General features: G+C 59.7%; 24 protein-coding genes and 1 tRNA gene. 10 read left to right on the plus strand and 15 right to left on the minus strand.

The window, feature by feature from the left end:
- Positions 1-165: 165 nt before the first annotated feature.
- Positions 166-247 (minus strand) — tRNA-Leu (locus tag DXA66_RS06960).
- A 156-nt stretch (positions 248-403) separates the two neighbouring features.
- On the opposite strand from DXA66_RS06960, the gene spoIVB reads away from it, so the two are divergent.
- From spoIVB to DXA66_RS06975, 3 genes are all read left to right on the plus strand, one after another.
- Positions 404-1,651, plus strand: a complete 1,248-nt coding sequence (gene spoIVB, locus DXA66_RS06965; protein ID WP_118527794.1) for a SpoIVB peptidase — start codon at positions 404-406, stop codon at positions 1,649-1,651.
- Positions 1,652-1,767: 116 nt separating this feature from the next.
- Positions 1,768-2,526 carry a sporulation transcription factor Spo0A gene (spo0A, locus tag DXA66_RS06970; RefSeq protein ID WP_044953592.1) on the plus strand — a complete coding sequence of 253 codons (759 nt, stop codon included), beginning with the start codon at positions 1,768-1,770 and terminating at the stop codon, positions 2,524-2,526.
- Between the two features lie 72 nt (positions 2,527-2,598).
- Positions 2,599-3,441 (plus strand): polysaccharide deacetylase family protein, encoded by an 843-nt coding sequence (locus DXA66_RS06975; RefSeq protein ID WP_242959331.1) that lies wholly within the window; start codon positions 2,599-2,601, stop codon positions 3,439-3,441.
- A 6-nt stretch (positions 3,442-3,447) separates the two neighbouring features.
- Here DXA66_RS06975 and DXA66_RS06980 read toward each other — a convergent pair whose 3' ends face one another.
- The 7 genes from DXA66_RS06980 to DXA66_RS07010 form a co-directional block, all read right to left on the minus strand.
- Positions 3,448-4,293 (minus strand): MerR family transcriptional regulator, encoded by an 846-nt coding sequence (locus DXA66_RS06980; RefSeq protein ID WP_118527796.1) that lies wholly within the window; start codon positions 4,291-4,293, stop codon positions 3,448-3,450.
- Positions 4,294-4,433: 140 nt separating this feature from the next.
- Entirely contained in the window at positions 4,434-5,837 is a 1,404-nt protein-coding gene (locus tag DXA66_RS06985) for an aminopeptidase (RefSeq protein ID WP_118527798.1), read from the minus strand.
- Positions 5,838-5,852: 15 nt separating this feature from the next.
- Complete coding sequence (locus tag DXA66_RS06990) at positions 5,853-6,521, minus strand: lytic transglycosylase domain-containing protein (RefSeq protein ID WP_118527800.1); 669 nt, start codon at positions 6,519-6,521, stop codon at positions 5,853-5,855.
- Complete coding sequence (gene coaE, locus DXA66_RS06995; RefSeq protein WP_118527802.1) at positions 6,518-7,135, minus strand: dephospho-CoA kinase; 618 nt, start codon at positions 7,133-7,135, stop codon at positions 6,518-6,520. Before coaE ends, DXA66_RS06990 begins: the two co-directional genes overlap by 4 nt.
- Positions 7,132-8,160, minus strand: coding sequence for an L-threonylcarbamoyladenylate synthase (locus DXA66_RS07000; RefSeq protein ID WP_118528065.1), 1,029 nt, complete (start codon positions 8,158-8,160; stop codon positions 7,132-7,134). The genes coaE and DXA66_RS07000 overlap by 4 nt, the downstream gene beginning before the upstream one ends.
- A gap of 86 nt (positions 8,161-8,246) precedes the next feature.
- Positions 8,247-9,338 carry a peptide chain release factor 1 gene (gene prfA, locus DXA66_RS07005; protein WP_118527804.1) on the minus strand — a complete coding sequence of 364 codons (1,092 nt, stop codon included), beginning with the start codon at positions 9,336-9,338 and terminating at the stop codon, positions 8,247-8,249.
- A 94-nt stretch (positions 9,339-9,432) separates the two neighbouring features.
- On the minus strand, positions 9,433-9,621 hold the full coding sequence (locus DXA66_RS07010; RefSeq protein ID WP_005941184.1) for a DUF951 domain-containing protein: 189 nt from the start codon (positions 9,619-9,621) through the stop codon (positions 9,433-9,435).
- Positions 9,622-9,837: 216 nt separating this feature from the next.
- Here DXA66_RS07010 and DXA66_RS07015 point away from each other — a divergent pair, with 216 nt between their 5' ends.
- Together DXA66_RS07015 and DXA66_RS07020 are read left to right on the plus strand one after the other, a co-directional pair.
- Positions 9,838-10,773, plus strand: coding sequence for a S1 RNA-binding domain-containing protein (locus DXA66_RS07015; RefSeq protein ID WP_118527806.1), 936 nt, complete (start codon positions 9,838-9,840; stop codon positions 10,771-10,773).
- Between the two features lie 50 nt (positions 10,774-10,823).
- Positions 10,824-11,375 carry a DUF4364 family protein gene (locus DXA66_RS07020; RefSeq protein WP_118527808.1) on the plus strand — a complete coding sequence of 184 codons (552 nt, stop codon included), beginning with the start codon at positions 10,824-10,826 and terminating at the stop codon, positions 11,373-11,375.
- A gap of 54 nt (positions 11,376-11,429) precedes the next feature.
- Here the strand turns inward: DXA66_RS07020 and spoIVA are convergent, their stop codons facing one another.
- The 3 genes from spoIVA to DXA66_RS07035 all read right to left on the minus strand — a co-directional run bounded on the left by spoIVA (position 11,430) and on the right by DXA66_RS07035 (position 15,237).
- Complete coding sequence (gene spoIVA, locus DXA66_RS07025) at positions 11,430-12,920, minus strand: stage IV sporulation protein A (protein ID WP_044953602.1); 1,491 nt, start codon at positions 12,918-12,920, stop codon at positions 11,430-11,432.
- A gap of 140 nt (positions 12,921-13,060) precedes the next feature.
- Positions 13,061-14,395, minus strand: coding sequence for an aspartate--tRNA(Asn) ligase (gene aspS, locus DXA66_RS07030; RefSeq protein ID WP_118527810.1), 1,335 nt, complete (start codon positions 14,393-14,395; stop codon positions 13,061-13,063).
- Positions 14,396-14,616: 221 nt separating this feature from the next.
- Complete coding sequence (locus DXA66_RS07035; protein WP_118527812.1) at positions 14,617-15,237, minus strand: sugar transferase; 621 nt, start codon at positions 15,235-15,237, stop codon at positions 14,617-14,619.
- Between the two features lie 378 nt (positions 15,238-15,615).
- Here DXA66_RS07035 and DXA66_RS07040 point away from each other — a divergent pair, with 378 nt between their 5' ends.
- Together DXA66_RS07040 and DXA66_RS07045 are read left to right on the plus strand one after the other, a co-directional pair.
- Positions 15,616-17,631, plus strand: coding sequence for a TIM-barrel domain-containing protein (locus DXA66_RS07040; protein ID WP_118527814.1), 2,016 nt, complete (start codon positions 15,616-15,618; stop codon positions 17,629-17,631).
- Positions 17,632-17,837: 206 nt separating this feature from the next.
- On the plus strand, positions 17,838-19,202 hold the full coding sequence (locus DXA66_RS07045; protein ID WP_118527816.1) for an MATE family efflux transporter: 1,365 nt from the start codon (positions 17,838-17,840) through the stop codon (positions 19,200-19,202).
- 40 nt (positions 19,203-19,242) lie between these two features.
- On the opposite strand, the gene DXA66_RS07050 is transcribed toward DXA66_RS07045, so the two are convergent.
- Positions 19,243-19,791, minus strand: coding sequence for a GNAT family N-acetyltransferase (locus DXA66_RS07050; protein ID WP_118527818.1), 549 nt, complete (start codon positions 19,789-19,791; stop codon positions 19,243-19,245).
- Positions 19,792-19,988: 197 nt separating this feature from the next.
- Here DXA66_RS07050 and DXA66_RS07055 point away from each other — a divergent pair, with 197 nt between their 5' ends.
- The 3 genes from DXA66_RS07055 to DXA66_RS07065 are packed head-to-tail and all read left to right on the plus strand — an operon-like array spanning position 19,989 to position 22,153.
- Positions 19,989-20,744 carry a GntR family transcriptional regulator gene (locus DXA66_RS07055; protein WP_118527820.1) on the plus strand — a complete coding sequence of 252 codons (756 nt, stop codon included), beginning with the start codon at positions 19,989-19,991 and terminating at the stop codon, positions 20,742-20,744.
- Positions 20,745-20,772: 28 nt separating this feature from the next.
- Positions 20,773-21,714 carry an aspartate carbamoyltransferase gene (gene pyrB, locus DXA66_RS07060; RefSeq protein WP_118527822.1) on the plus strand — a complete coding sequence of 314 codons (942 nt, stop codon included), beginning with the start codon at positions 20,773-20,775 and terminating at the stop codon, positions 21,712-21,714.
- 1 nt (position 21,715) lies between these two features.
- Positions 21,716-22,153 (plus strand): aspartate carbamoyltransferase regulatory subunit, encoded by a 438-nt coding sequence (locus DXA66_RS07065; protein ID WP_005941235.1) that lies wholly within the window; start codon positions 21,716-21,718, stop codon positions 22,151-22,153.
- Between the two features lie 417 nt (positions 22,154-22,570).
- Here DXA66_RS07065 and DXA66_RS07070 read toward each other — a convergent pair whose 3' ends face one another.
- From DXA66_RS07070 to DXA66_RS07080, 3 genes are all read right to left on the minus strand, one after another.
- Positions 22,571-23,878: a sensor histidine kinase gene (locus DXA66_RS07070; RefSeq protein ID WP_118528067.1), complete on the minus strand. Its 1,308-nt coding sequence runs from the start codon at positions 23,876-23,878 to the stop codon at positions 22,571-22,573.
- A complete protein-coding gene (locus DXA66_RS07075) occupies positions 23,871-24,593 on the minus strand; it encodes a LytTR family DNA-binding domain-containing protein (protein ID WP_118527824.1) in 723 nt (240 codons plus the stop codon). The genes DXA66_RS07070 and DXA66_RS07075 overlap by 8 nt, the downstream gene beginning before the upstream one ends.
- A gap of 201 nt (positions 24,594-24,794) precedes the next feature.
- Entirely contained in the window at positions 24,795-26,165 is a 1,371-nt protein-coding gene (locus tag DXA66_RS07080; RefSeq protein WP_118527826.1) for a sodium-dependent transporter, read from the minus strand.
- Between the last annotated feature and the right edge of the window lie 44 nt (positions 26,166-26,209).

The following is a 26,209-nucleotide window of genomic DNA, read 5'->3' on the forward strand; positions in this document are numbered from 1 at the left end:
CAAAGGGAAATGGTTCGGATTTGGGTTGCATTCCTGCACCAAAAACCAGTACACATCGTGTGCTGGTTTTTCTTTTTGTGCGAGGGAGCATACCTCGAACAACACTATTTATTATATAAAAGAAAGCGCGATGAATTCTGAGAACTCATCGCGTTTTTTCTCTTATGCGGGTAGTGGGGGTCGAACCCACACGCCTTGCGGCACAGGAACCTAAATCCTGCGCGTCTGCCAATTCCACCATACCCGCGTATTCTTCTATTCTGCAGCTGCGGCCAAACCGCCTTAATATAGTATCAGTTCCGGCGGCAAAAGTCAATCACTGCATTGATATTTCCGCCCTTCACAGCGCATACTATCGCCGGACGATCGTATCATTTTCCATGGCGGAAAGGGGCTTTTGCCGATGCGCAGATCAAAACTACGCCGCGCTGGCAGCATTGCGGCAGCTTATCTTCTGGTGGCCGCGCTGGCGGTGCTGGGCTGGCTGTGGCACAGTCTGCCTGCTGAAATTTTGCTGGAACCCGGCCAGACCCTTACCCTGCCCCGTTTTGCCTATGTGCAGCCGCTGCGCACCGCTGGCTCCCGCAACGCGGCCAGCACGCAGGCTGCGGGCAGCTATCAGGCCACTTTGTCCATTGGCGGGTGGCTGCCCGTCAAGACTGTGCGCGCTCTGGTGGAAACACGTCCGGTGGTAACCGTGTGCGGTACGCCTTTCGGCGTTAAGATGTTCTCCGAGGGCGCGCTCATTGTGGGCTTTTCCGACCTGAACACCCCGGACGGCACCGCAAACCCCGCCAAGAAGGCCGGGCTGCGGCTGGGCGACCGGGTGGTGCGCATGGATGACGCTCTGACCGAGACGAACGACGCCGTGCACGATGCTCTGGAAACGGCCGCAGGCGCACCGGTGCAGGTGGTCTACATCCGCAATGGTGAGCAATTCCAGACCCGGCTGACCCCCGTGTGGGACAGCACCGCCGGGCAGTGGCGCGCTGGGATGTGGGTGCGGGATTCTTCCGCCGGGGTAGGCACCATGACCTTTGTGGACAATGCCGCCGGGGTGTTTGCCGGGCTTGGCCACCCCATCAGCGACAGCGACACCGGTGAGAGCGTGGCCCTGCGCAGCGGCGAGATCGTCCCCTGCCAGATCGTGGGGTGTACCAGCGGCACCGTGGGCAGCCCCGGTGAGCTGAAGGGCCGCTTTTTGAGCACCCATGCGCTTGGCAGCATCTGCATCAACAGCAAGACAGGGGTCTATGGCAGAACACGGGCTGCATTTTCCGGCCCGGAGCTGGAGATGGCTTTTGCGCAGGAGGTTGTGCCGGGCGATGCCGAGATCTGGACGACCGTGGACGGCGAGGTGCCCAAGGCATACCGCATCCGCATTGAAAAGGTAAACGACGCAGACCCCCACCGCAACATGATCCTGCGCGTGACCGACCGGCAGCTGCTTGCCAAAACCGGCGGCATCGTGCAGGGCATGAGCGGCAGTCCCATCCTGCAGAACGGCAGACTGGTGGGTGCAGTGACCCATGTGCTGGTAAACGACCCCACGCGGGGCTACGGCATTTTTGCTCAGACCATGCTCAAGCAGGCCCGCGCTGTTGAAAAAACAGACGATACAGCGCATACGCAGACCCAAAACGCAAAATAATTTGCGGGTTTCGATTTTCTTTGCCAAAATTTACCAAAATAAACCGTTGAAAGTTCTGGAAAATTATGGTAAAATCCATGGTGTTAAGGGAACTGCACACATTGGAGGAAACAACCATGGACAAAGTTAGATTTTTGATGTCGGATACTGGTGCCCCGTTCACTGCCGCCTGCCGCGAAGCGCTGGAGCAGAAGGGCGTGGACGTGACCGTTGTGGAAAAGGACGGCAACAAGGTCCTGCAGAAAATGCTCACCGTGCGCCCGCAGGTGGTCCTGCTGGATGCTTTTATGCCCGGTCTGGATGCCCTTGCGGTAAAGCAGCGCTACAATGCCGCCGGTGAGCGGCACACCTCCTTTTTCGTGACCGGTGCCTTCCAGAGTGAAGAGATGGTTCAGGAGCTGCTGGACGAAGGCTTTGCCTACTACTTTGTAAAGCCCTTTGATGAGACCGTGCTTGCCGCACGGGTGCTCAAGGCGGCACTTGGCCCGGAAAAGCACATCCTGCACACCAGCGTGGACAGCGATGAGCTGACCGTTACCGAGATCCTGCATCAGATCGGCGTCCCTGCCCATATCAAGGGCTACCAGTTCCTGCGGGATGCCATCCTGCTCACCATGAACGAGCCGGAGTACATCAACGCTGTGACCAAGCGCCTGTACCCGGAAATCGCCAAGAAAAACGGCACCACCGCCAGCCGGGTGGAGCGCGCCATCCGCCACGCCATCGAGGTGGCATGGGACCGGGGCGATGTGGATACCCTCAACAGCTACTTCGGTTATACCATCCATAACCTGCGCGGAAAACCCACCAACTCGGAGTTCATTGCGATGATAGCCGATAAGATGCGGCTGGATAAACGGCAGAGAGTGGGGTAATTTTTTTCATAGAATCCGCCGTCGTTCATATTCTGATAAGAGCAAACCAAACAGACAAAGGAGGTTTTGCTCTTGAAGCTTGCAGAATATCTCGCACGGCGCAGGCGGGCCAGAGTTGCGGCCGTAATGCTGTTCGCCCTCATTATGGGGTTTGTATCTGCTGCGCCGCCGGTCGTCACCGGATGTCAGGCGCAGGATCTTACCCCGGCACCGGACACTTCGATGCTCTCCCCTGCCGTTTCGGCTCTGGCACAGGAGCAGCAGGAGCCTGCTGCCCAGCCGCTGCCGGAAAAGTGGGTCTGCCTGACCTTTGACGACGGCCCCAGCAAGACCACACCGGATGTGCTCAGCGCGCTGAACGCGGCCGGAGTGCACGCCACATTTTTTGTGGTGGCTACCGGTTACAACGAGAAGTATCTGCCCCTGCTCGCCGAAGCGGTCAGCGCCGGGCACCAGATCGCGCTGCACTCTGCTTCCCACGAGTACAGCGATATCTACCGCAGCAGCGACGCTTATTGGGAGGACATTGCCCTTTTAAAGGAGCGCATTGCGCCCTATGTGGATGCCGAGAGCATCCGGTATCTACGGTTTCCGGGCGGCAGCACCAACACCGTCAGTCGGCGCTACGGCGGCAAAGGCCTGATGAAGCAGCTGAAAGCCGAAGTAGAGCAGAAAGGCTGGCATTGGGTGGACTGGAACGTGTGCGCCGAGGATGCCGTGGGCGGGCACCCAAGCGCGGGCACCATCTACCGCAATGTGGTGCACGAGACCGGGCAGCAGACGAACTGCATCGTATTGATGCACGATTCCTCCACTACACGCACCACGGCAGAGGCCCTGCCGGACATTATCCGGTGGTATGCCGACAACGGCTACACCTTTCTGACGGTGGCCGAAGCCTTGCCGCTGGGGTAATGCGCCTTACAGCCACCTTTCAAGGCAGCGTTCCAGCAGCACTCCGGCAGAGGCCAGCACCGCCAGCCAGAGCCAGCCTGCGCCGCCGGTCACCACCCACCCCGCCGCCAGAATGGCGGCAAAGGTACATACCGGCGGCACAGCGAGGCGCAAAAAGCGCAGCAGCTTCTCCCGCCGGAGCGGCAGTCCGGTGTCCAGCTGCTCGGGATGCACGGCATCGCAGCAGATCTCGTCCCGGTACTTGCCCGGGTTGCGGTAGGCCTTATACGCGATGCCGTCCAGCAAAAACTCCGGGTACATCCCCTCTTTGGTCAGGGTGAAAAGCATCCCTTTTTCCTCTGCATAGGCTCGCAACGCCGCCGTAAATTCCTGCGGGGTGTTGATGCTGCCCTGCGGGATAAAGAAAAAGTGCTTTTGATGCTGCACCTTCGCCAGCGTGCAGTAATCCTGCAGCCAGCCGGAGAAGAACCCCTGCTGATGGGCAGGGCTTTCCATGCGGGTCAGGCAGGCGTCCACGTCCAGCGTGTCCGTCTGCGGAGCCTGCCGGGCAAGGTCGGCGCAGAACTGCATGGCTGCCGCCAGCTGCGCTGCCTGCTGCTCCAGCACGGTCTGCTGGGCTTGCAGCGCCTGCTGCAGGGGCTGTTCCCCGCGCAGCACCGCCTTGATGGTGGGCAGCGGCACATCCAGCATCCGCAGCATACGGATAAGTTTAAGCGTGCGGACATCCCCTGCGGTATAATCGCGGTAGCCATTGCCCTGCCTGCGCGCCGGGGTGAGAAGTCCCTCTTTTTCATAAAAACGGATGTTGGGAGCCGAAACGCCACTCTGTTCTGAGGCCTGTTTGATGTTCATCTGATTCACCTCCGCACCTACATTACACCTGAAAGTCGGTTGAAGGTCAAGCTTTTTGCGCCAAAAATAAAATATCCGCAGTATTTCCGCTGGTTTTTGCAAACCGGGAAGCGCTGCGGATATTTTTTCAGGCACAGAACTTACTGCTCAGCCTGGCAGAACAGCGAGAAGGTGCGGTAAGCCATGTACAGGTCGGTCTTATGGATGACCTCGAAGGGAGAGTGCATGGACAGCACAGGCACACCCATATCCAGCACCTTGATGCCGCGGTTGGCCACGTACTTGGCAATGGTGCCGCCGCCGCCCAGATCCAGACGGCCCAGCTCACCGATCTGCCATGCCACGCCGTTGGCATCCAGCAGGCGGGTGATATCCCCTACTAGCTCAGCGGAAGCATCGCTGGCAGAGCTCTTGCCGCGGCTGCCGGTGTACTTGAAGAACGCCACGCCGCGGCCTGCGTAAGTACCGTTCTGCGGCTCGAAGGCATTTGCCCAGGAGGGGTCGTAGGCGGCGGTCACATCGGCAGAGAGACACACGCTGTTCTGGAAGGCAAGGATGTCGTCCTGACCGGCGGCGCGGCACAGCAGCTGCATAAAGTGGAACACATACATGCTCTGCATGCCGGTCACACCGTCGGAGCCGATCTCTTCCTTATCGGTCAGCACGCAGACGGTGGTGTGCACAGGATCTTTCGTCTCGATCTCGGCCATCAGGGCGGGGTATGCGTCCACCCGGTCATCGTGACCGTAGCCGCCCACCATGGAGCGGTCAAAGCCCACGTCCCGGGCCTTATGGGCGGGCACCACCTCGATCTCAGCGCGGGTGAAGTCCCGCTCGGTGATGCCGTACTTTTCGTGCAGCAGCATCAGGGTGTTCAGCTTGACGGCTTCCTTGATGTCGGCATCCTCCACAGCGTCGGAGCCGATGAGCACGTTCAGCTCTTCGGCCTTGATGCCCTCGCTGAGCTTGCGGTCGTTCTGCTCGGCACCCAGATGGGGCAGCAGGTCGGTGATGCAGAACACGGGGTCATTCTCGTCCTCACCCACTGCAAAGGACACGCTGGAGCCATCAGCACGGGTGAACACGCCGTGGATGGCCAGCGGCATGGTGCCCCACTGGTACTTGCGGATGCCGCCGTAATAGTGGGTCTTGAAGTAGCTGAGGTGGTTTGCTTCGTACAGCGGGTTCGGGCGCAGGTCCAGACGGGGGCTGTCGATGTGGGCGATCACCAGACGGAAGCCCTCCTCAAAAGATCTCCGGCCGATGGTAGCGGCCACCACCGCCTTGTGCTCCTGCACAAAGTAGATCTTCTGGCCGGGGGCATAGGTCTTTTTCGGCTCAAACTTTTCGTAACCGGCCTCCAGCAGCAGCTTTTCGCTGGCGGCGGCAGCTTCGCGCTCGGTCTTGGCAGCGTTCAGGAAGGCTTTGTAGCCTTCGGCAAAGGCTGCAGCCTTCTCCTTCACGTCGGCGCTCTTGTCGGCGGCGTACTCCGGCTTGTAAAGCAGCTGTTCGGCAGCCTGCTTTGCGGTAAGTTTCTCGCTCATGTTCCTTATCTCCTCTCAGCTTCCTGCATAGATACGCTGATACCGCGCATAGCAGGAAGTGATCTTTTTTACGTAGTGGTTCATCTGGTTATAGGGAAAGCCCTGCAGCGTTTCGCCGTCTGCGGAGTGCTCTTCCATCTGTAAAAGAGCATCTACCGTGCCCCACCCGCTGTGATAAGCGGCAGCGGCAGTGGCAACATCGCCGTTGTAGCGCTCCATGCACAGGTGCAGGTAATAGCATCCGAACCGGATGCTGGTCTCCGGGTCGTAGAGATTTGCAAAGAGCAGTCCTTCGTCCGGTGCGATCTTGCTGCGCAGCCAGATAAAGGTCTCCTCGGTCATCTGCATCAGACCCCGGGCATCCACAGTGGAGGTGGCCTGCGGGTCAAAGCCGCTTTCGGTGCGGATGAAGGCATCCACCAGAAGCGGGTCAAGGCCGTAAGTCTCCGCCCACTGGTCCACCAGCACTTCGTACTTGCGGGGGTATAAAAGCCGTTCCGCCCTGCCCCACAAGTTGGGCACCAGCACAAACAGCAGGATCAGCGCCATGCCCAGCAGGAACAGCCTGCGGCTGCGCATTTTTTTGCGGCGGCGTGCCTTCTGGGCACGGAGAGCGCGGCGCACACGGGCGGCTTCCGGGTCATACTGCGGCGCTGCATTCTTATCGTTATATCGTTCGTTCAAAGCTCTTTTCCCGCACCTCCTTCTGCCAGAAGCTTCCCACACAGCTCCTCAGCCGCAGCCTGCAGATGTGCAAGGTCTGCGTCGTTGCGCAGAACGTAGTCTGCCTGTGCGGTGAGCACGGTTTCCGGCGTTTGTGCGTTCAGGCGGCGGGCGGCCATCCCGGCCGAGATGCCGTCCCGGGCCACGATGCGGGCCACACTGGTCTCAAACGGTGCCGTGACCACGCACAGGCGGTCACACTCGGCCTGCGCCGCAGTCCCCACGATGACCGCGCCATCCAGCACGAACAGCGGTGCACCGGCATCCTGTGCTGCCTGCTTTGCCGCACGGATGCGGCGCACGATCTCCGGGTGGGTCAGGCTGTCCAGCGCCGCCTTGCCTTCCGGGGTGGCAAAGGCGCGGTCAGCCAGCAGGCGGCGGTCCAATGTGCCGTCCTGTTTTAAAATGTCTGTGCCGAACCGCTGGGCCAGCCGGGGCAGCAGCGGCGAGCCGGGCAGTAAAATCTCGCGGCTGATCTGGTCGGCATCGGCCAGCGGCACACCGTGGGCCGAAAACACCGCCGTGACCGTGGATTTGCCGCAGCCGCTGCGGCCCGTGATGCCAAGCGCGATCATAGCTTGATCACCCGGAAGGCCGCAGCGCGGATCAGGCGGTTGTACACCGCCATGGAAAGGCCGTCCTTCTGCGGGCAGCGGGCGTAGACCACGGCATCGCCCTGCTCATCCAGCGCGCGCAGGCAGCGGAAGATGTGCTTTGCCTGATCGGCACCGTCGCCCTCGCGTCCATACTCCACGCAGGGCACACCCAGCTTTTCCGCCTCGCCGGTAAAGCACAGGCAGCTGGGATCCTGCTCGGCGTGGGCATCCACATAGGCTTTGAACTGCTCAAAGGTGCCGTCCAGCAAGGTCACATCCGCCTTGGGTGCGTAGTGCTTGTACTTCATGCCGGGGCTGCGCACCACAGCACCCTCCGGCAGCTTTTCGAGGATGGCTTTGGACACTTCCACCTCTTCGCCCAGGGCACGCTCGAGGTCTTCCAGCGTGATGTGGCCCGGGCGGAACAGGGTGGGCTTTTCGCCCACCACCGACACCACAGTGCTTTCTACGCCCACGTCGCACTCGCCGCCGTCCAAAATCAGCGGCAGGCGGCCGTCCATATCGGTGAACACATCCTGCGCGTTGGTGGGGCTGGGCTTGCCGGAAAGATTGGCGCTGGGGGCAGCAAAGGCGCAGCCGCTCTTTTCAATGACGGCGCGGGCCACCGGGTGGCTGGGCATCCGGATGCCCACGGTGTCCAGACCGGCACAGCACTCCGCTGCCACCTCCGGGCCGCGGGGCATGATGATGGTGAGCGGGCCGGGGCAGAACGCAGCCATCAGCAGCTGGGCGCGCTCCGGCACCTCGCTGACAAGGCCGGGCAGCATTTCCGGTCCGGTGACGTGGACGATCAGGGGATTGTCCTGCGGGCGGCCCTTGGCCACAAAGATCTTCTTCACAGCCTCGCCGTTGCGGGCATCGGCAGCAATGCCGTAAACCGTCTCGGTGGGCAGGGCCACCAGCTCACCGTTCTGCAGCAGGGCAGCGGCTTTTTCAATGCTCTTTTCGTCCGATGCGGGCAAAATTTCAGTTTTCATTTCCATACGGATCATCGTTCTTTCTATCTGTAAAGTATTTGTGCTTTTCAGCATTTATCGACAGGATATCGTTTTATTTTCAAAACCACATTTCAGCCCTGCTCGTTGAGCTTTTGCAGCTTTTCGGCCTGTTCGCGGGTGGCCAGTGCGTCGATCACCTCGTCCAGATTGCCGTCCATGATCTTGGAAAGATTGTGCACGGTCAGGCCGATGCGGTGGTCGGTGCAGCGGTCCTGCGGGAAGTTGTAGGTGCGGATCTTTTCGCTGCGGTCGCCGGTGCCCACCTGCCCCTGACGGCTGGCGTTGATGGCATCCTGCTGCTGTTTCTGCTTCTGGGCCAGCAGGCGGCTGCGCAGGATCTCCAGCGCCTTGTCCTTGTTCTGGAACTGGCTGCGCTCGTTCTGGCATTCTACCACCATGCCGGTGGGGAGATGTGTCACACGGATGGCGCTGGAGGTTTTGTTGATGTGCTGACCGCCCGCGCCGGAGGAGCGGAAGGTGTCGATGCGCAGGTCCTTCATGTCCAGCGCAAAGTCCACCTCTTCGGCCTGCGGCATCACAGCTACCGTGGCCGTGGAGGTGTGGATGCGGCCCTGCGTCTCGGTCTCGGGCACACGCTGCACACGGTGCACACCACTCTCGTATTTGAGGCGGTTGTAGGCACCGGCACCGTCCACCGAAAAGATGGCCTCCTTCACGCCGCCAAGCTCCGTCTCGTTGAGGTTGAGCATTTCCAGCTGCCAGCCCCTGCTTTGCACATACATGGTGTACATGCGCAGCAGGCTGTGGGCAAACAGGGCAGCTTCCTCCCCTCCTGCGCCGCCGCGGATCTCCACAATGACATTTTTGCCATCGTTCACATCCTTGGGCAGCAGCAGAATTTTGAGATTATTTTCCAGCTTTGCCACATCTTGACTTTTTTCGCTGATTTCCTGCTGTATCATCTGCTTGAAGTCCGGGTCAAGTGCGCCCGGTTCTTCCAGCAGAGCTTTGGCCTGTGCCAGATGATCCTGTGCGGTCTGCCACGCGCGGTAGGCCTGCACCACAGGTTCTGCATCGTGGTACTCCCGCATCAGCCTGCGGAAAAGCGCAGGGTCTGCGGCGGTATCCGGCTGGTTCAGGCGGATGGAAAGCTCTTCAAAGCGGTGGCAGACAGCATCCATCTGGGTAAACATGTTCGGCATAATTCCGGCAGTTCTCCTTACAAACTCAGATTCATGTTCGTGCAGCCGAACGGCTCCGGGGCCTTTCCGTCCCGGATGCGTGCTGCGCCGGGCGCTAGGCCTGCCCGGGTTTTACCACCTTTTTGATGTTCTTTTCAATTTTAGCACGCGGCAGCATCACCTCGCGCCCACAGCCGGTACACCGGATCTTAAAATCCATGCCGACGCGCAGTACCTCGAAGCTGGACGCTCCGCAGGGGTGCTTTTTGCGGGTGAGGATGGTATCGCCTACAGCAATGTCCATAGCTCTGCTTCTCCCTTCTGCCTGCCCAAAACAGCAGGCGGTGTGTGCGCAAAGCCCGGCGTGCCGGTTTGCTGCGCATACAGATATAGTATAATGCAAAGCCGCACAAAATGCAAATATCCGCCCATGCGGATGCATAAGTTTTAATGAAATGGAGCTGGCTTTCCCAGACGGCACCTGTCCAGCTCCCAAAAACAACAGAAAGAGGAATGAAAGATGATGCAAGCTTACCGTACCGAAGGCAACTACCGTTCTGCTGCGCGCCTGTCCCCCGCTGAACTGCGCGCCGCCATGGCAAACCGCGAGATCCTGCAGGCCACTGCTCTGGCCTTTGATACCCAGCGCCAGCTGCGGTTCGAGATCGGCGGGGTGAGGGCCGTGATGCCCTTTGCCCAGTGCGCCGATGGTGCCGCAAACGGCACCGTGCGGGACATTGCGGTGCTGACGAGGGTGGGCCGCCCCACCTGCTTTGTGATCGAGGCGCTGGACACCGACGAGAACGGTCAGCCCTTCTACCGGCTCTCCCGCGCGCTGGCGCAGCAGATGTGCAAGGCCGACTATCTGGACACCCTGCAGCCCGGCGATATCCTGCCCTGCACCGTGACCCATATCGAGCCGTTTGGCGCGTTCTGTGATGTGGGCTGCGGCATCAGTGCCCTGCTGCCCATCGACTGCATGTCGGTGAGCCGCATCTCCTCCCCCGCCGACCGGGTGAGCGTGGGCCAGCAGATTTTGTGCGCCGTCAAGAACCGGGATGCACAGGGCCGCTTTGTGCTGACCATCCGGGAACTGCTGGGCACATGGGAGGAAAATGCAGCCGGGTTCACCGTGGGTGAGACCGTGGTGGGCATCGTGCGCAGCGTGGAGGAATACGGCACCTTTATCGAGATCGCGCCCAACCTCGCGGGCCTTGCCGAGAGCTGCACCGACCTTGTGCCCGGGCAGGCGGTGAGCGTCTACATCAAGAACATCCTGCCGGAGAAAATGAAGATCAAGCTGGTGATCGTGAACCACGCCCTGAGCCAGCGCCACCGGTTCGAGCTGAAGTATTTCATTACCGAGGGCCATCTGGACCACTGGGTGTACTCCACGCCGGAAAGCCCCAAGCGCATTGAGACAGATTTTGCCGCTGCGGCTTGCAATCCGGCGTGAAAGCCTTTATACTATAAAAGAAAAGGAATGCAAGGGGGATGTATGGAACGATGGCCGCCAATGATGCTTTTACTGCCGGTGTACGTCCCGGCGGGTTGACCAGCAGCACCGAGATCCGGCTGCTGCTGTGCTATCTGGTCAAAAATGCCGGACCCATTACCCGGCAGGAGATCGAAAACGCCCTGATGGAAGAAGCGCTGGTGAACTATTTCGAGATCGGCTCGTGTCTGGACGATATCACCAGGCAGCAGCTCGTCACCCTGACAAAGGGCAGCTACACCATCACCGAGAAGGGCCGCAAAGTGGCGCAGGAGCTTGCCTACGACCTGCCCCGCAGTGTGCGGGAACGTGCTGTGGCCGCTGTGCTGCGCTGCCAGACATGGGCCCGCAAGGAAGCCAAGTACAGTGCCAGCATTACCGAAAAAGAGGACGGCCACTGCACCATCCGCTGCACGGTGAAAGGGCTGGACAGTGAGCTGTTCTGTCTGGACCTCGGCACACCGGACCGGCTGACCGCCGAGCTGGTAAAAAAGCAGTTCATCCTCAAGGGCAACGAGATCTACCAAATGCTCATCAATAAGCTGACCGAAGAAGAGAAGTGAACAAATAAAGAGGGAGGCACCCGCGCGGCGCTTCCCTCTTCTGTTTTGTAGCGGTCAGATCAGAATGCAGATCAGCCCGGTGCAGCCCTCATTGATGACCCGTTCCAGCGTTTCCTGCAGGCGGGTGCGGGCCTCCTGCGGCATGTGCAGCAGCTTGTTCTGCAGCCCTTCGTTCACCAGCTCGTGCAGGCTCTTGCCAAAGATGTTGGATTCCCACAGCTTTTCCGGGTCGTCCTCAAAGCCGGCCAGCAGGCTGCGGGCAAGGTCCTCGCTCTGCTTTTCGGTGCCCACGATGGGGCTGATCTCGGTGTGGATGGTGGCCTTCATCATCTGGATGGAGGGCGCGCAGGCTTCCAGCCGCACGCCGTAGTTCGTGCCCTGCCGCACGATCTGGGGCTGTTCCAGTTTCAGCTCGCTGACCGTGGGCATCACGATGCCATAGCCGGTGGCTTCCACCTGCTCAAGGGCGCTGCGTACCTTCTCGTACTCCCGTTTGGCCTTTGCCAGCTCCATGATGCAGGGCATCAGGCCCGCTTCGTCGCCAATGGCAAGGCCGGTCTGCTCGCTCAGCACCTGATAGAAAATTTCCGGCTTCAGCTCCACCGTGATGCGCACACTGCCGTTTGCAAGGTCGATGCCGCTGATGGCCGAGCGCTGCACTGCGTCACATTCCAGCGCAGGTGCGTCTGTTCCGGAGGGTACATCCTTCATGCGGGAGACCTTTGCCGCCAGCTGCATGGCCGCATCGTACACCTGCGTTTGCAGCCAGTGGCCGTTTTCCAGCATCGTGACCCAGCGCGGCAGGGCAAAATCCAGCTCCTGCACCGGGAACTCGTACAACACCTGCCGCAGGATGCTGCCGAGTGCCTCCGCGTCCAGATCCACGCAGCTCACCGGCAGCACGGTGTGGTCGTAGTCCCGGGCCATGCCCTCGGCCAGCTGCTTCGTCTCCGGCGCATCCGGGTGGGTGCTGTTGAGCAGGATGATGTAGGGCTTGCCCAGCGCATCCAGTTCTTCCACGATGCGCTTCTCGGTTCTGGCATAGCCCTCCCGCGGGATGTCGCTCACAGAGCCGTCGGTGGTGACCACGATGCCGATGGTGGAATGTTCGCAGATCACCTTGCGGGTGCCGGTCTCGGCGGCAAGGTCGAAGGGCACCTCGTGGTCGAACCACGGGCTTTTGACCATGCGGGGCTTGTCGTTCTCCTCGTGGCCCATAGCCCCCTCCACCATGTAACCCACGCAGTCGATGAGCCGCACCCGGCACTCGCCGCCGCCCTCCAACTGCAGGGGCACGGCTGCTTCCGGGATGAATTTTGGTTCCGTGGTCATGATGGTGCGGCCCGCTGCCGACTGGGGCAGCTCGTCCCGGGCACGCTCCCGCGCAGCCGCCGGGCCGATGGCGGGCAGCACCAGCTGTTCCATGAAACGCTTGATAAAGGTGGATTTGCCGCTGCGCACCGGGCCAACCACCCCAATGTAGATATCTCCGCCGGTGCGTGCGCCGATCTCGCGGCAGATGCTCTTCTGTTCCTGATTTGCCAAATTGCTCTCCCCTTCCCGTTTGCGCTGTGCACCGGACAGGATTCCGGTCCGCTTGTTGTAATCGTATGTTGGGAAAAGGCCGGATATGACAAAAGGCTCCCATGCCAGCAGCACAGGAGCCTTTACAAACATTTTTACAATTACGGGGTCAGACGGTTGGGGCCGCGGAACAGGAACTCGGCATCCTTGATGGTCAGGCCGCACAGCAGCATGGTCAGGCGGTCGATGCCCAGACCGAAACCGCCGTGGGGCGGGCAGCCGTACTGGAAGAACTCCAGATAGAACTTGACATCATCGGCCAGACCCTTTTCCTCGGCCTGCTTCTTCAGCACCTCGTAGCGGTGCTCGCGCTGGGCACCGGTGGTGATCTCAACACCACGCCAGATCAGGTCGTAGCCCTGGGGCACACCGTTCTCGTCGCGCATGTGGTAGAAGGCACGCTTCTCGGCAGCGTAATCGGTGATGAAGAGGAACTCGTGACCGTAGTGCTTCTTCACCCACTCATAGCTCAGGCGCTCGGCCTCAGTGGTCAGGTCGCCCTTCTCGCTCTCATCGACGGTGTAGCCGAACTCTTCTTCCAGACCCTTGTACAGGTCAGCCAGCTTGACCACCGGGAACGGAGTGGTGGGAACGATCACTTCCTGCCCGAACATCTCCTTGATCTGGTCGCCGTAGCTATCTTTAACAGCCTGCAGACCGGCAGTCAGCAGCTCCTCTTCCATCTTCATCACGTCTTTATAGGAAGTGATGTAGCTGAACTCCAGATCGAAGCCGGAGAACTCGGTGGAGTGCTTGTTGGTGTAGCTCTTCTCGGCGCGGAACACAGGGCCGGTCTCGAAGATGCGCTCAAAGCCTGCAGCCATGGCCATCTGCTTGTAGAACTGAGGGCTCTGTGCCAGATAGGCGTTGCGGTCAAAGTAGTCCACCTTGAACACCTCAGAGCCGCTCTCGCTGGCAGCAGCGATCAGCTTTGGGGTGTGGATCTCGATGAAGTTACGGTCCAGCAGGAACTTGCGCATGGCGTTCACAAAGCAGCTCTGTGCCTTGAACATGAGCTGGTTCTCGTCGGTGCGCAGGTCGATCCAGCGGTAATCAATGCGCTGGTCGATGCTGGAGCGCTCCACAGCCTTCTTTTTCTTGGTGGCTGCGATCTCCTTGCGGACGATGGGCAGAGCGTTGGCGATGCTCTCGATCTCGATGCTTTCGGGGATCATCTCCACGCCGCCCATCTTGACGTAGTCGTTCTCCACCACCTTGCCGGTGACGGTGATGACGGAATCCGGGGTGAGCTGATCGATGGTATCCACCAGATCGGGGTGATCTTCCTTTTCCACCGTGATCTGCAGCTTGCCGGTAATATCCTTCAGCACGATAAAGGCCATATACTTGCTGTTGCGCAGGTTCTCGATAAAGCCCTGCACCTTGACCGTGCCGCCGATGGCCTTTTGAGCCTCGTTGATATAGGTGCGTTCCATAATACAGGAATCCTCCTTTGACGTCTTGTGTACTGTTTTATTATACGCTTTTCCGGGGATAAATCAAGAGATATGGCGATTTCGAGTTCGCGAGGCAAAATGCAGTTTCTGTTCACGACCCCTTCTGTGAAAAAGCAGTTCTGAAAGATCCGTAGATTTTTCAGAACTGCAAATAAAAAATATTTTTCCGCTAAGAATGGCAGAGCAAAGCGGAGCCATTTTTAATGATCCCGCTTTTCCTCTTCGTGCAGAGTGCCGGTGCCGCCCTCCACCACGCCGTCGTGCCTGAGCACCGCGGCAATGGTGCCAAAGAAGCATTTCACATCCAGTCCAAAGCTCAGATGCTCCACATACCAGCCGTCCAGCTTGGCCTTCTCGGCAATTTCCAGCTCGTCGCGGCCGTGGATCTGTGCCCAGCCGGTCAGTCCCGGGCGCACATCGTTTGCATGGTACTTGTCGCGCTCTGCCAGCAGATCATACTGGTTCCACAAAGCAGGCCGCGGGCCGATGACCGCCATATCACCTACAAAGATGTTCCACAGCTGGGGCAGCTCGTCCAGACTGGTCTTGCGCAGGAAATGACCCATGCGGGTGATATACTGGTCCGGGTCGTGCAGCAGATGGGTGGGCATATCGTGGGGCGTGTCGATGCGCATGGTGCGGAACTTTAAAATGTAAAAGTGCTTTTTGCCAATGCCCACACGCTTCTGTTTGAAGAACACCGGGCCGGGCGAGTCCAGCTTGATGGCGACGGCCAGAATGAGAAAAAGCCAGGACAGGCAGATCATGCCGCACAGCGACAGCACCACCGCCAGCAGGCGCTTGATTCCATTGCGATACATGGGGTTCCTCCATTTTCCGATTCAAAGTAGCGGTTCCAGTATAACAGTATGGGCCGGAATTTGCAATTACATCCGCCGCCTGCCGCCGATATTTTTATGCTTTGGCTGCGTTCTGCCGGTTTTGTGGCAAAAAAGTGCCGGTTTTGTCTCTTGTTTTGCAGCGCGGCCCGGGGTAAGATAAAGAAAATGAGAAGCCCACTCCCCCAGTCTCGCTTTCGCTCGACAGCCCCCTCGGAGATGGGGCCTTTGGCAAAACCTCTCACTTTGATAGACTTCCCCCGGCCGGGGGAAGATGTCGCGTAAGCGACAGAAAGGGGAGCGAGGCGGCACGCCGAAAGGCGTGACGGAGAGGGCAAGGATGCTACAAGGAGGTTCCCTATGATCCAGCGTTTCCGTTTTGGCCTGCCCCTGCCCACCGACAGTGTGGTGCAGGAGATCCCAGTTTCCGCCGGGCCGGTGCCCTTCCTCACAGCCGAAGAAGACGGCTGGGCCTACCGGATGGCTCCGGATGCCATCGTGTACGGTCTGGGCGAAATGCCCCGCGGCATCAACAAGCGCGGCTGGCACTACGTGACCAACAACACTGACGAATCCCGCCACAGCGAGGACAAGCTTTCCTACTATGGTGCGCACAATTTTCTGCTCATTGACGGCGGTGTTGGCCGTGAATGCTTTGGTGTGTTCATCGATTTCCCGGGCAAAGTGCGTTACGATATCGGCTACACCGAATACGATGCCCTGCGCTTTGCCACCGAAGAGCCGGATCATGAGCTTTACATCATTACCGGCGACGACCTGAACGCTATCAGCCGCCAGTTCCGGCAGCTCATCGGCCGCAGCTATATCCCGCCCAAGTGGGCCTTTGGTCTGGCACAGAGCCGCTTTGGCTACAAGACCGCTGAGGACGTGCGGGAGGTGGCCCGCCAGTACAAAGAGAACGATCTGCCGCTGGATATGATCTGCATGGACATCGATTACATGCAGGACTACGCGGATTTTACCGTAAACAAGCAGCGCTTCCCGGACCTTGCCGCCCTGAGCGCCGAACTGAAGGCACAGGGCATCCGGCTGGTGCCCATCATCGATGCGGGTGTGCGCATCGACCCGGAAAACCCCGTCTGTGCCGAGGGCCTTGCAAACGGTTCCTTCTGCACCAAAGCCGACGGCACCCCCTTTGTGGCGGCGGTGTGGCCCGGCAAGGCTTACTTTGCGGACTTCCTGCGCCCGGAGGTGCGGGAGTGGTTCGGCCGGCAGTACAAGGCACTGACCGACTGCGGCATCGAGGGCTTCTGGAACGATATGAACGAGCCTGCGTTGTTTTACTCACCCGAGCGGCTCAAGGCTTTCTTTGAGAGCATGGACGAACTGAGCCGGAAGGACAACATCGTGCAGGATGAATTCTTTGGCAAGGTGGTAGGCGGCGCGCTGGGCCTGATGAACGCCCCGGAGGACTACGCCAGCTTCTACCACGATGTGGACGGCCAGCGGGTGCGCCATGACAGGGTGCACAACCTCTACGGCGGCAATATGACCCGTGCGGCAGGCGAAGCCTTTGCCCGCCTGCGGCCCGGCAGACGCACGCTGCTCTACAGCCGTTCCAGCTTCATCGGCAGCCACCGCTACGGCGGCATCTGGCTGGGTGACAACGCTTCCACATGGGCACAGCTTCTGGCCAATATCCAGATGATGCCCAACGTGCAGCTGTGCGGCTTTCTTTATACCGGTGCCGACCTGTGCGGTTTTTCCTACGATACTACGCCTGATCTGGCTCTGCGCTGGCTGGAGTTCGGCCTGTTCACGCCGCTGATGCGCAACCACGCCACCGACGGCTCCCGGATGCAGGAATACTACCGCTTTGCGGATATGCTGCCTGCCCTGCGGAAGATGCTCCGGCTGCGGTATGCCCTGCTGCCCTACCTTTATAGTACCTTCATGAAGGCGGCATTGGAGAGCACCAGTTACTTCCGGCCCTTGGGCTTTGATTTTCCTGCTGACCCGGATGCCCGCGAGGTGCAGGACCAGCTGCTGCTGGGCGAGGGTGTGATGGTAGCGCCTGTCTACACCCAGAACGCCAGCGGACGGCATGTCTACCTGCCGGAAGCAATGAAGCTCTACCGCATCCGCAGTGTAGACGACTATGACACCGAGCTTCTGCCCGCCGGGCACCACTACGTCCGCTGCGCACTGGACGAAGTGCTGCTGTTCATCCGCCCGGGCCATGCGGTGCCGGTGGCAAGACCCGCCAGCTGCACCGCCCAGCTGGACGACACCGCCCTGACCCTGTGGGCCTGCCCGGACGAAAATGGCAGCGCCCGCTGCCGGATGTACACCGATGACGGCGAGACGAGCGATTTTGCCGCACCGGAGCACTGGAAGGTGCTTGAATCGAATTGAAAAGCCGTTTTCCTGTGGCAATGCCGGAAAAAACTGTCTTTTTTCGGCGGTGCCACTTGTATTTTTCTGCGCCGCGCGTTATAATATGCCTTCGGTTCCCTTTATTTACGAAAAATTTACATTTCAGATGCTGTCCTCCCAAGCAGTGTGCAATGCTTCGGAAAACGGCTTCTCCGCGTAAACGATAAAAAGGAGGCACTCTTCTCATGGCTCAGACAAGCCGCTCCGCTGACCTGACCAGCGGCCCGATGCTCCAAAAGATCATCCTGTTCTCCATCCCGCTGGCAGCTTCCAGCATTCTGCAGCTGCTGTTCAACGCTGCGGACGTAGTGGTCGTGGGCCGCTTTGCGGGCAGCACCGCACTGGCCGCCGTCGGCTCCAACGGCTCCCTCATCAACCTGCTGGTGAACCTGTTCGTAGGGCTTTCGCTGGGCGCAAACGTGGTGGCGGCCCGCTGCTTTGGCGCAAAGGATGACCGCGGCGTGCAGGACACGGTGCAGACCTCGGTGACGCTGGGCCTTGTCAGCGGCGTGCTGCTGGCTGTGGTGGGGTTCTTTGCTGCCCGTGGGCTGCTGGAGCTGATGAGCTGCCCGGAGGATGTGATCGACCTCTCTGCGCTGTACCTTAAAATTTATTTCATCGGGATGCCCATGACCATGCTGTACAACTTCAGCAGTGCGCTGCTGCGCGCCGTGGGCGACACCAAGCGCCCGCTGTACTGTCTGGCAGCAGCCGGCATCATCAACGTGGTGCTGAACCTTGTGTTCGTCATTGGCTTTTCCATGAGCGTGGCAGGCGTGGCGCTGGCCACCATCATCAGCCAGACCGTTTCCGCCTGCATGGTGACGCGGATGCTGATGAAGGAGGAGGGCGCGCTGCATCTGGATCTGCATCATCTGGGCTTCCACATGGGTGCCCTGAAGCAGATTTTGCTTATCGGCCTGCCTGCCGGTCTGCAGAGCACCGTGTTCAGCCTGTCCAACGTGGTCATCCAGTCGGCCATCAACTCCTTTGGTTCCACGGTGGTGGCAGGCAGTTCGGCCTCCGCCAATCTGGAGGGCTTCGTCTATACCGCCATGAACGCCTTTTCGCAGGCAGCGGTGACCTTTACCAGCCAGAACATGGGCGCGCGCAAGTATCAGAACCTGAACCGTGTTGTCCTCAACTGCCTGCTGTGCGCCATCGTGACCGGCGTGGTGCTGGGCGGCGGCGCAGTGCTGGCAGGCGACCAGCTGCTGCACTTCTACTCCTCGGATGCGGCGGTGATCGCCGCCGGATACGAACGCCTGCGGGTGATCTGCGGCACCTACCTGCTGTGCGGCATCATGGATACGCTGGCCAGCAGCCTGCGCGGCCTTGGCTACAGCGTGCTGCCCATGGTGGTGAGCCTTGTGGGCAGCTGCCTGCTGCGGCTGGTGTGGATCGCCACCATCTTCCAGCTGAACCGCACACCGTTCATGCTGTACATCAGCTACCCCATCAGCTGGGTGCTGACGGCTGCCGTGCATCTGGCCTGCCTGCTGGTGGTGCGGCACAAGATGAAAAACAAACTTAAACTATCCATCGATTGAAGAACAGGGCTGCATCCGTTTGGGGACGCAGCCCTGTTTTTTACAAGTCTTTTTTCAGCAGGTAGCGGTCGTGGCCGCCATACATTTCCCGCCGGGAGACGATGGCAAACCCGGACGCAAGGGCGTTGTGCAGGCTGTACTGGTTCTGCGGGCTGACGGTAGCACCGATGTGGGTGATCTTTTCCGGGAAAAGCGGCAGCGCTGCTTCCAGCATGAGCCGTTGCAGACCGTTGCCGCGAAAGTCTGCGTGGACGATGGCGCTGTCCGCATTGGCCCAGTGCTCCCACTCGGTGTGCGGCACATCCATGAAGGCCGCATAGTTGTGTGCGCTGCGCCCGCAGAAGCGCACGATGAGATACCCGCCAAGGCGGCTGCCCTGCCATGCGCCGATGCACAGGTCATTGCGGACATAGGCCGTGATGTTTTCCAGCGTGTCCGGCACGAACTGCTCCGGGTCCGGCATGGCGGCGCGCACCTCGTTTTGCAAGGCGTACACCGCCGGGGCCTGCTCCGGCATGCAGCGGCGCAGCTGCATGGACACCGGCGGCTGCACCGGCTGGCCGCAGATCTTGTGCAGAAAAACTTCCATCTTGCGTTTCCCTCCAAAATAAAATCATACTTTTTCGCTGTTTCCAGTATAAATGCCGCTTTTATAAATGTCAATTTATGTTATAATAAAGTATAAAGGGGTCTGCGGCGTATGGCGTGGTCACAAAGGTGCCGTGCGGCGCAGGCTTCAAGTCCCGGCGGGGCGCATCCCCTGCCCGTGAACGGAGGAACCGAACCATGAAGGAATCTGCACTTACCTCTTCCAACCGATTGGGCGGTGCTGTGATCAGCGACCGCATCGTTGCCAGTCTGCTGGAAGAGCTGCGCACCGGGCGCTATGCCCGGGCCGACCGTCTGCCCGCCGAGGTAGATCTTGCCGCTGAGCTGGGTGTGAGCCGCACCGTCATCCGCGATGCTTTGAGCGAGATGGAGCGCGCAGGCTATGTGGAGCGCGTGCGCGGCATTGGCACGGTGGTGAACCGCGCTGTGCTGGGCCTGCGCAGCCGGCTGGACCAGAAGCTGGAATACTACCCGCTGATCCGCAGCTTTGGCAGCTACCCCCACGCCGATGGCATTCAGGTATTTCCCATCCGCGCCGGTGAAGAGCTGGCCCACGATCTGGAAATTGAGCCGGGCGACGACGTGATCTGCATCAAAAAGCGCATTCTGGCCGACACCACCCCGGTGATCTACTCCATCGACTACCTGCCCAGAGCACTGTTCGGTGCCAAAGACTACACCCGCATCGACCTGACCGGCGGCGTGTTCGATATTCTGGAACGGGAGTGCCACCAGCAGATCTCCTCCAACGTCGCCCACCTGAAGGCAAGCTGCGGCGATGATGCCATCCGCTCCGCCATGCGCCTTGCTCCGGGCGAGGCCATGCTGCTGCTGGACGAAGTGTGTTTCAATCGTTTGTGCCGCCCGGTGATGCGCTCGCTGAGCTACTACACGAACTTCTTTGATTTTTCCATTTTACGCAAGCTGCTCTAAACCAAAAAACTGACGGAGGTATGTACCCATGCGACATCTGATCGACCCGTTGGATTTTACCCAGCAGGAAATTTCCACTCTGCTCGACCTTGCCGACCGCATCCATGACGACCCGGCCGCATATCAGGAGGTGGCCCGGCATAAAAAGCTGGCTACCCTGTTCTACGAGCCTTCCACCCGCACCCGCCTCTCCTTTGAGGCAGCCATGCTGAACCTTGGCGGCCATGTGCTGGGCTTTCCCAGTGAGAACGTGTCCAGCGCAAGCAAGGGCGAAAGCGTTGCCGACACCATCCGCGTGGTGTCCTGCTATGCGGACATCGTGGCCATGCGCCACCCTAAAGAGGGCGCACCGCTGCGCGCTTCCCGCTACTCCCGCATCCCGGTGATCAACGCGGGCGACGGCGGCCACCAGCACCCCACCCAGACCCTGACGGACCTCATGACCATCCGCCGCCGCATGGGACGGCTGGATGACCTGACCATCGGCCTGTGCGGCGACCTGAAATTCGGCCGCACCGTGCACTCCCTCATCAAGACCATGGCCCGCTGCAAGAACATCCGGTTCGTGCTTATCAGCCCGGAAGAGCTGCGTGTGCCGGACTACATCGTGAAGGACGTGCTGGAGGCCAACGGCATCCCCTACAAGGAGACCCGCAGTCTGGAGGAATCCATGTCGGAGCTGGACATCCTGTACATGACCCGCGTGCAGAAGGAGCGCTTCTTCAACGAGGAGGACTACATCCGCCTGAAGAACAGCTACATCCTCACCAAGGAAAAGATGAGCCTTGCAAAGCCGGATATGGCTGTGCTGCATCCCCTGCCCCGCGTCAACGAGATCGCACTGGACGTGGACGACGATCCCCGCGCCGCCTACTTTGAGCAGGTGCAGAACGGCGTGTATGTGCGTATGGCACTGATCATGACCCTGCTGGGCCTTTGCGACCCCAAGGCACCTAAGGAGGAGAACTGATATGCTGAACATCGATGAAATTCAGAACGGCATCGTGATCGACCACATCAAGGCAGGCACCGCCATTGGCCTGATGGACCTGCTGGGCATTGCGGGCAACCGCACCGCCAGCGTGGCGCTGATCCAGAATGCACGCAGCAGCAAGACCGCCAGCGGCCGCAAGGACATCATCAAGGTGGAGGGCGATGCTTCCTGGCTGAACCTGGATGTGCTGGCCTACCTTGACCCGGGCATCAGCGTGACCATCATTGAAAACGGCAAGGCCGTGCGCAAGGAAAAGCCGATGCCCCCCAAGCGCCTTGTGAACATTGTAAAATGCCGCAACCCCCGCTGCATCTCCTCCATTGAGGAAGAGTGCGACCAGATCTTTGAGCTGAGCTCCAACGGCAAGTACCGCTGCATCTACTGCGAGCAGGAGCTGCAGGTAAAGCCGGAATAACGACACAGAAAAAGAGCTGCTGTATCAGGCAATTTTGCCGTACAGCAGCTCTTTTTTTGCAATAAAAAATCTGACGGAACTCTCACCGACGCAAATGCCCTGTGCGGCAGATGCTCCATTCCCACAAGCAGCACCTGCCGGACAGAAATGCGACGTACCGAGTGACTTTATCAGCAGCAAACCCCAAAGTTCGCCGTTGAAAGCCCCGCCAGATGAGCTGCGCAGCGCATGAGGACTGCACAGCGAAGAGCAAAGGGAAAACAGAGCAGCTTAACACGCACCGCTGCCCGGATCACTGCACAGGGGGGCAAAGCTTCACCAAGGTTTCCTTTGGCCGCAAATCCGCCCTGCCCCGGCAGGAGGTCGCCTTTACTGGCCTTAGTATAGCATTGTTGCGTGCCTGTTGCACAGAACATGTCATAAATTGTCGGTGCTCATGTCATGAACTGCGCACGGGATGGCGCAGGTAAACCGGAACCACCGGTCACGGCAGCTCACGGTGTACTCGGCACCGTACTTGTGCAGCACGTCCTGCACGTTGGCAAGGCCCATGCCGTGGCCGCTCTCCTTTTTGGTGGTGCCGGGCAGCTTGCCCTCCTCCAGCAGCAGGTCTTCCTGCACGCGGTTGCGCACCGAGATCAGATATTCTTCCGGCGTTTTGCGGATGCGCACATGCACCTCCGGCGGCAGGGCCTGCGCTGCGGCGCGGGTGGCGTTGTCCAGAAGGTTGGAGAGCACGATGACCATATCCATGCTGTCGAAGGGCATCCGCTTGAGATCGCACAGGTCAAAGTAAATGTTCACGCCAACTTTTGCCGCTTCTTCGTATTTTTTGCTCAGAATGGAATCCAGCAGCGGGTTGTGGGTGTCCATGATGGTGGTGCCCGCCGCCACCGTTTTGCTCACGCTGGCAATGTAGGCCTGTGCGCCTTTCAGATCTCCCTGATCCAGCAGGGCGGTAAGGGCTGTCATGTGGTTGGTGAACTCGTGGGTCAGGCGGCGCTGTTCCGTGTAGGAATCCAGCAGGGCTTCGGCACGCTGCTGTTCCAGCTGAGCACGGTAGCGGGAGTTCTGCCGCTGCACCACCTGATCGTTGAACATCTGCACGATGGCGATATGCACCAGCACCGCCACGCTCATGCCAAAGGTGAGCAGCATGGTCATCCGGGTAGCGGGCTGCTGGGTCCCTGTGACCATCAGCACAATGTTCAGCACCACAGCCACCCCGGGGAAAAAGGACATCACCAGCGCCTGCAGCGGCTGCAGAGCACACTTCTGGTTCCAGCTGTACAGGGAATGCGCAACTGCTGCACCCACGATAAGGTTCGCGGCGCACAGCGCGATCAGGCAGCCGGGGTGCTGCCATGCTTCGCCGGTGCGCACCCCGGTGAACCAGGAGTAGGTATAGTTGACCGTGTTCTCCACCAGCAGGCACATGGTGCCGTTGATCAGGCAGGCGGTGAGCTTATCGGCAAAGTTTCCGCCAAACAGCTGCGCCGTAACAAAAAGGTACAGCACATTGAGCAGGACGCTCTGCACATTGAAAAATGACATTCCTGCTGCGAGTGACAGGCCCATCTCCCCCATGCACAGCAGCTCTGCCCACAGAACCGGCCAGCGCAGTTTTCCCCTGCCCAGATAGGCCCATTCTACCAGAATAAAGGCGTTGCACTGAATCAGACAGACCAGATGCCCCAGCATCATTTCCGCAAATGCATCACTCATCCCCATACTGCCCCTTCCATTCCAGATATGCGTTCTGGATGGCCGCATAGCCTGCGCGGCTCACGCTCAGCTCCACCCCGTTTTTCAGCAGGGCGCGGTAGCTGCGGATGCTGCGCACATATTTCATGTTCACCACATCGCTGCGGCTCACCTGCAAAAAGCCGTTCTCGTAGAGCATGGGCGGCAGGTCGGCGATCTTGCCGTAGTAGGTGCAGATGGGCCGGCGGGCAATGTCGCCGTAGACGTTGATCTGGCGCAGGTCGCTTTCCAGATAATAGATCTGATCCAGCGGAATTTCCGTTTCGGTGCGGTTGTGGTGCACCGTCAGAGTCTTGCGCTGGTCGGTCAGGGCGGCAAGCAGGTCGTCCAGACACTTGGGCAGGGTGCGCGCAATGTCCCGCTTGAGCAGGTAGCGGTAGGCGTTCACCGTGTAGCCTTCCAGCGCAAATTCCAGATAGGCCGAAACATACACCAGCATCAGGCCGGGGCACTTCTGCTTGAGCTGACGGCCCAGCACCATGCCGTTTGCACCGGGCATGTCCACGTCCAGAAACGCCAGCTGATACAGCTCCAGCCCCGGCGTTGCAAGCACCTCGGCTGCGCTGGTGCAGACGGCGGTGTGCACCTGCACGCTGCGGGCGGTAAAGTAGACGGCGACATATTCTGCCATGCGCGCGCCGAACGCCGCATCGTCGTCACAGATCAGGATATGCATGGAAGGTTCCTTTCTGCCGCAAAAGGCCCCTCTTATTGATGGAATAAGAGGAGCCGGGAACTCCTTCCGTCACGGCTTGCGCCGTGCCACCTCCCTCTGTGAGGGAGGCTTTGGCAGTACGCAAAGCTTTATCTCTTCGCCAGAGGCTCCCTCCATGAGGGAGCTGTCGAGCGAATGCGAGACTGAAGGAGTTTCGCTTATTTACGCAAAAAATTTATCGTAGAGGCCAAAGGCAAAGATGAACAGCACGATCACCGGCAGCACGCAGGTCAGGTAACCGCGCATCCAGTCGTGCATCTTGAGGCCCTTGCCGGTGTTGACTTCCTTTTTATAGTTGTCCCAGCCCCAGCCGTAGTTGGTAACGCAGAACAGCAGGTACACCAGGCTGCCCAGCGGCAGGAACAGGTTGCTCACGAGGAAGTCCTCCAGATCCAGCACAGCGCCGCCGAACACGGCAAAGCCGTCCCATGCCCACACGTTGTAGCCCAGCACGCAGGGCAGCGAAAGCAGAGTGATGAGCACGAAGTTCACCAGACTGGACTTCTTGCGGCTGCAGCCGGTCAGCTCCATGCCGCAGCAGATGATGTTCTCGAACACGGCCAGCACGGTGGAAAGCGCTGCAAAGGCCATGAACAGGAAGAACAGGGAGCCCCACAACCGGCCCATGGCCATGTTGGCAAAGATGTTGGGCAGGGTAATGAAGATCAGGCTGGGGCCGCTGGTCTGGTCCACACCGTAGGTGAAGCAGGCCGGGAAGATGATGAGACCGGCGGTGATGGCCACGAAGGTATCCAACACCACGATGCGGGCGGACTCGCCCAGCAGGGAGTGCTCCTTGCCGATGTAGCTGCCAAAGATGGACATTGCGCCGATGCCAAGGCTCAGGGTGAAGAAGGCCTGATTCATGGCGGACACCAGCGTGTTGACCACGCCCACCTCTTTCATGCGCTCGAAGTCGGGCACGAGGAAGAAGCTCAGGCCTTCCTTTGCGCCGGGCATGAACAGGCTGTTGACGGCCAGCACCACCATGATCACCAGCAGGGCGATCATCATGACCTTGGTCACGCGCTCAAGGCCGTTCTGCAGGCCCTTGGCGCACACAAAGATGCCCAGTGCCACCACGAACACCATCCAGAAGGTCATCACGCCGGGGTCTGCCAGCATTTCGGTAAACTTGCCAGCCACCTGATCGGCGTTCAGGCCTGCCAGCTTACCGGTGGCGGTCATGTAGAAATAGTGCAGCATCCAGCCTGCCACGGTGGTGTAGAACATCATGAGCAGATAGCAGCCAATGAGGGTAAGATAGCCGTGGATGTGCCACTTCTGGCCCGGTTTTTCCAGTGCCTGATAGGCCCGCACCGGGCTTTTGCGGGAAGCGCGGCCCACTGCAAACTCCATGGTCATAATGGGCAGGCCCAGAATGACCAGAAAGAGCAGGTAGAACAGCACAAATGCGCCGCCACCGCCCTGACCGGCAATATAAGGGAACTTCCACACGTTGCCAATGCCGATGGCACAGCCCGCCGAAAGCAGAATGAAGCCCAGCCGGGACTTCAGTTTTTCTCTTTCCATGATTCCAAACTCCTTGTTTTCCGTTCTGCTCTGCCCTGCCCTTT

The organism is Faecalibacterium sp. OF03-6AC, assembly GCF_003478175.1.
Classification (GTDB): Bacteria; Bacillota; Clostridia; order Oscillospirales; family Ruminococcaceae; genus Faecalibacterium; species Faecalibacterium taiwanense.

Bases quoted from the DNA above. Each gene is read 5' to 3' on its own strand.
- spo0A (WP_044953592.1), top strand. From the start codon at position 1,768: ATGGACAAAGTTAGATTTTTGATGTCGGATACTGGTGCCCCGTTCACT.
- spoIVB (WP_118527794.1), top strand. From the start codon at position 404: ATGCGCAGATCAAAACTACGCCGCGCTGGCAGCATTGCGGCAGCTTAT.
- DXA66_RS07040 (WP_118527814.1), top strand. From the start codon at position 15,616: ATGATCCAGCGTTTCCGTTTTGGCCTGCCCCTGCCCACCGACAGTGTG.
- DXA66_RS07000 (WP_118528065.1), bottom strand. From the start codon at position 8,160: ATGGAAATGAAAACTGAAATTTTGCCCGCATCGGACGAAAAGAGCATT.
- DXA66_RS07010 (WP_005941184.1), bottom strand. From the start codon at position 9,621: ATGGACATTGCTGTAGGCGATACCATCCTCACCCGCAAAAAGCACCCC.
- DXA66_RS07075 (WP_118527824.1), bottom strand. From the start codon at position 24,593: ATGCATATCCTGATCTGTGACGACGATGCGGCGTTCGGCGCGCGCATG.
- DXA66_RS07045 (WP_118527816.1), top strand. From the start codon at position 17,838: ATGGCTCAGACAAGCCGCTCCGCTGACCTGACCAGCGGCCCGATGCTC.
- DXA66_RS06980 (WP_118527796.1), bottom strand. From the start codon at position 4,293: ATGAACATCAAACAGGCCTCAGAACAGAGTGGCGTTTCGGCTCCCAAC.
- coaE (WP_118527802.1), bottom strand. From the start codon at position 7,135: ATGATCGCGCTTGGCATCACGGGCCGCAGCGGCTGCGGCAAATCCACG.
- DXA66_RS06985 (WP_118527798.1), bottom strand. From the start codon at position 5,837: ATGAGCGAGAAACTTACCGCAAAGCAGGCTGCCGAACAGCTGCTTTAC.
- DXA66_RS07070 (WP_118528067.1), bottom strand. From the start codon at position 23,878: ATGAGTGATGCATTTGCGGAAATGATGCTGGGGCATCTGGTCTGTCTG.
- DXA66_RS07055 (WP_118527820.1), top strand. From the start codon at position 19,989: ATGAAGGAATCTGCACTTACCTCTTCCAACCGATTGGGCGGTGCTGTG.
- DXA66_RS07050 (WP_118527818.1), bottom strand. From the start codon at position 19,791: ATGGAAGTTTTTCTGCACAAGATCTGCGGCCAGCCGGTGCAGCCGCCG.
- DXA66_RS07080 (WP_118527826.1), bottom strand. From the start codon at position 26,165: ATGGAAAGAGAAAAACTGAAGTCCCGGCTGGGCTTCATTCTGCTTTCG.
- DXA66_RS07015 (WP_118527806.1), top strand. From the start codon at position 9,838: ATGATGCAAGCTTACCGTACCGAAGGCAACTACCGTTCTGCTGCGCGC.
- aspS (WP_118527810.1), bottom strand. From the start codon at position 14,395: ATGGAACGCACCTATATCAACGAGGCTCAAAAGGCCATCGGCGGCACG.
- pyrB (WP_118527822.1), top strand. From the start codon at position 20,773: ATGCGACATCTGATCGACCCGTTGGATTTTACCCAGCAGGAAATTTCC.
- DXA66_RS07020 (WP_118527808.1), top strand. From the start codon at position 10,824: ATGGCCGCCAATGATGCTTTTACTGCCGGTGTACGTCCCGGCGGGTTG.
- DXA66_RS07065 (WP_005941235.1), top strand. From the start codon at position 21,716: ATGCTGAACATCGATGAAATTCAGAACGGCATCGTGATCGACCACATC.
- prfA (WP_118527804.1), bottom strand. From the start codon at position 9,338: ATGCCGAACATGTTTACCCAGATGGATGCTGTCTGCCACCGCTTTGAA.
- DXA66_RS07035 (WP_118527812.1), bottom strand. From the start codon at position 15,237: ATGTATCGCAATGGAATCAAGCGCCTGCTGGCGGTGGTGCTGTCGCTG.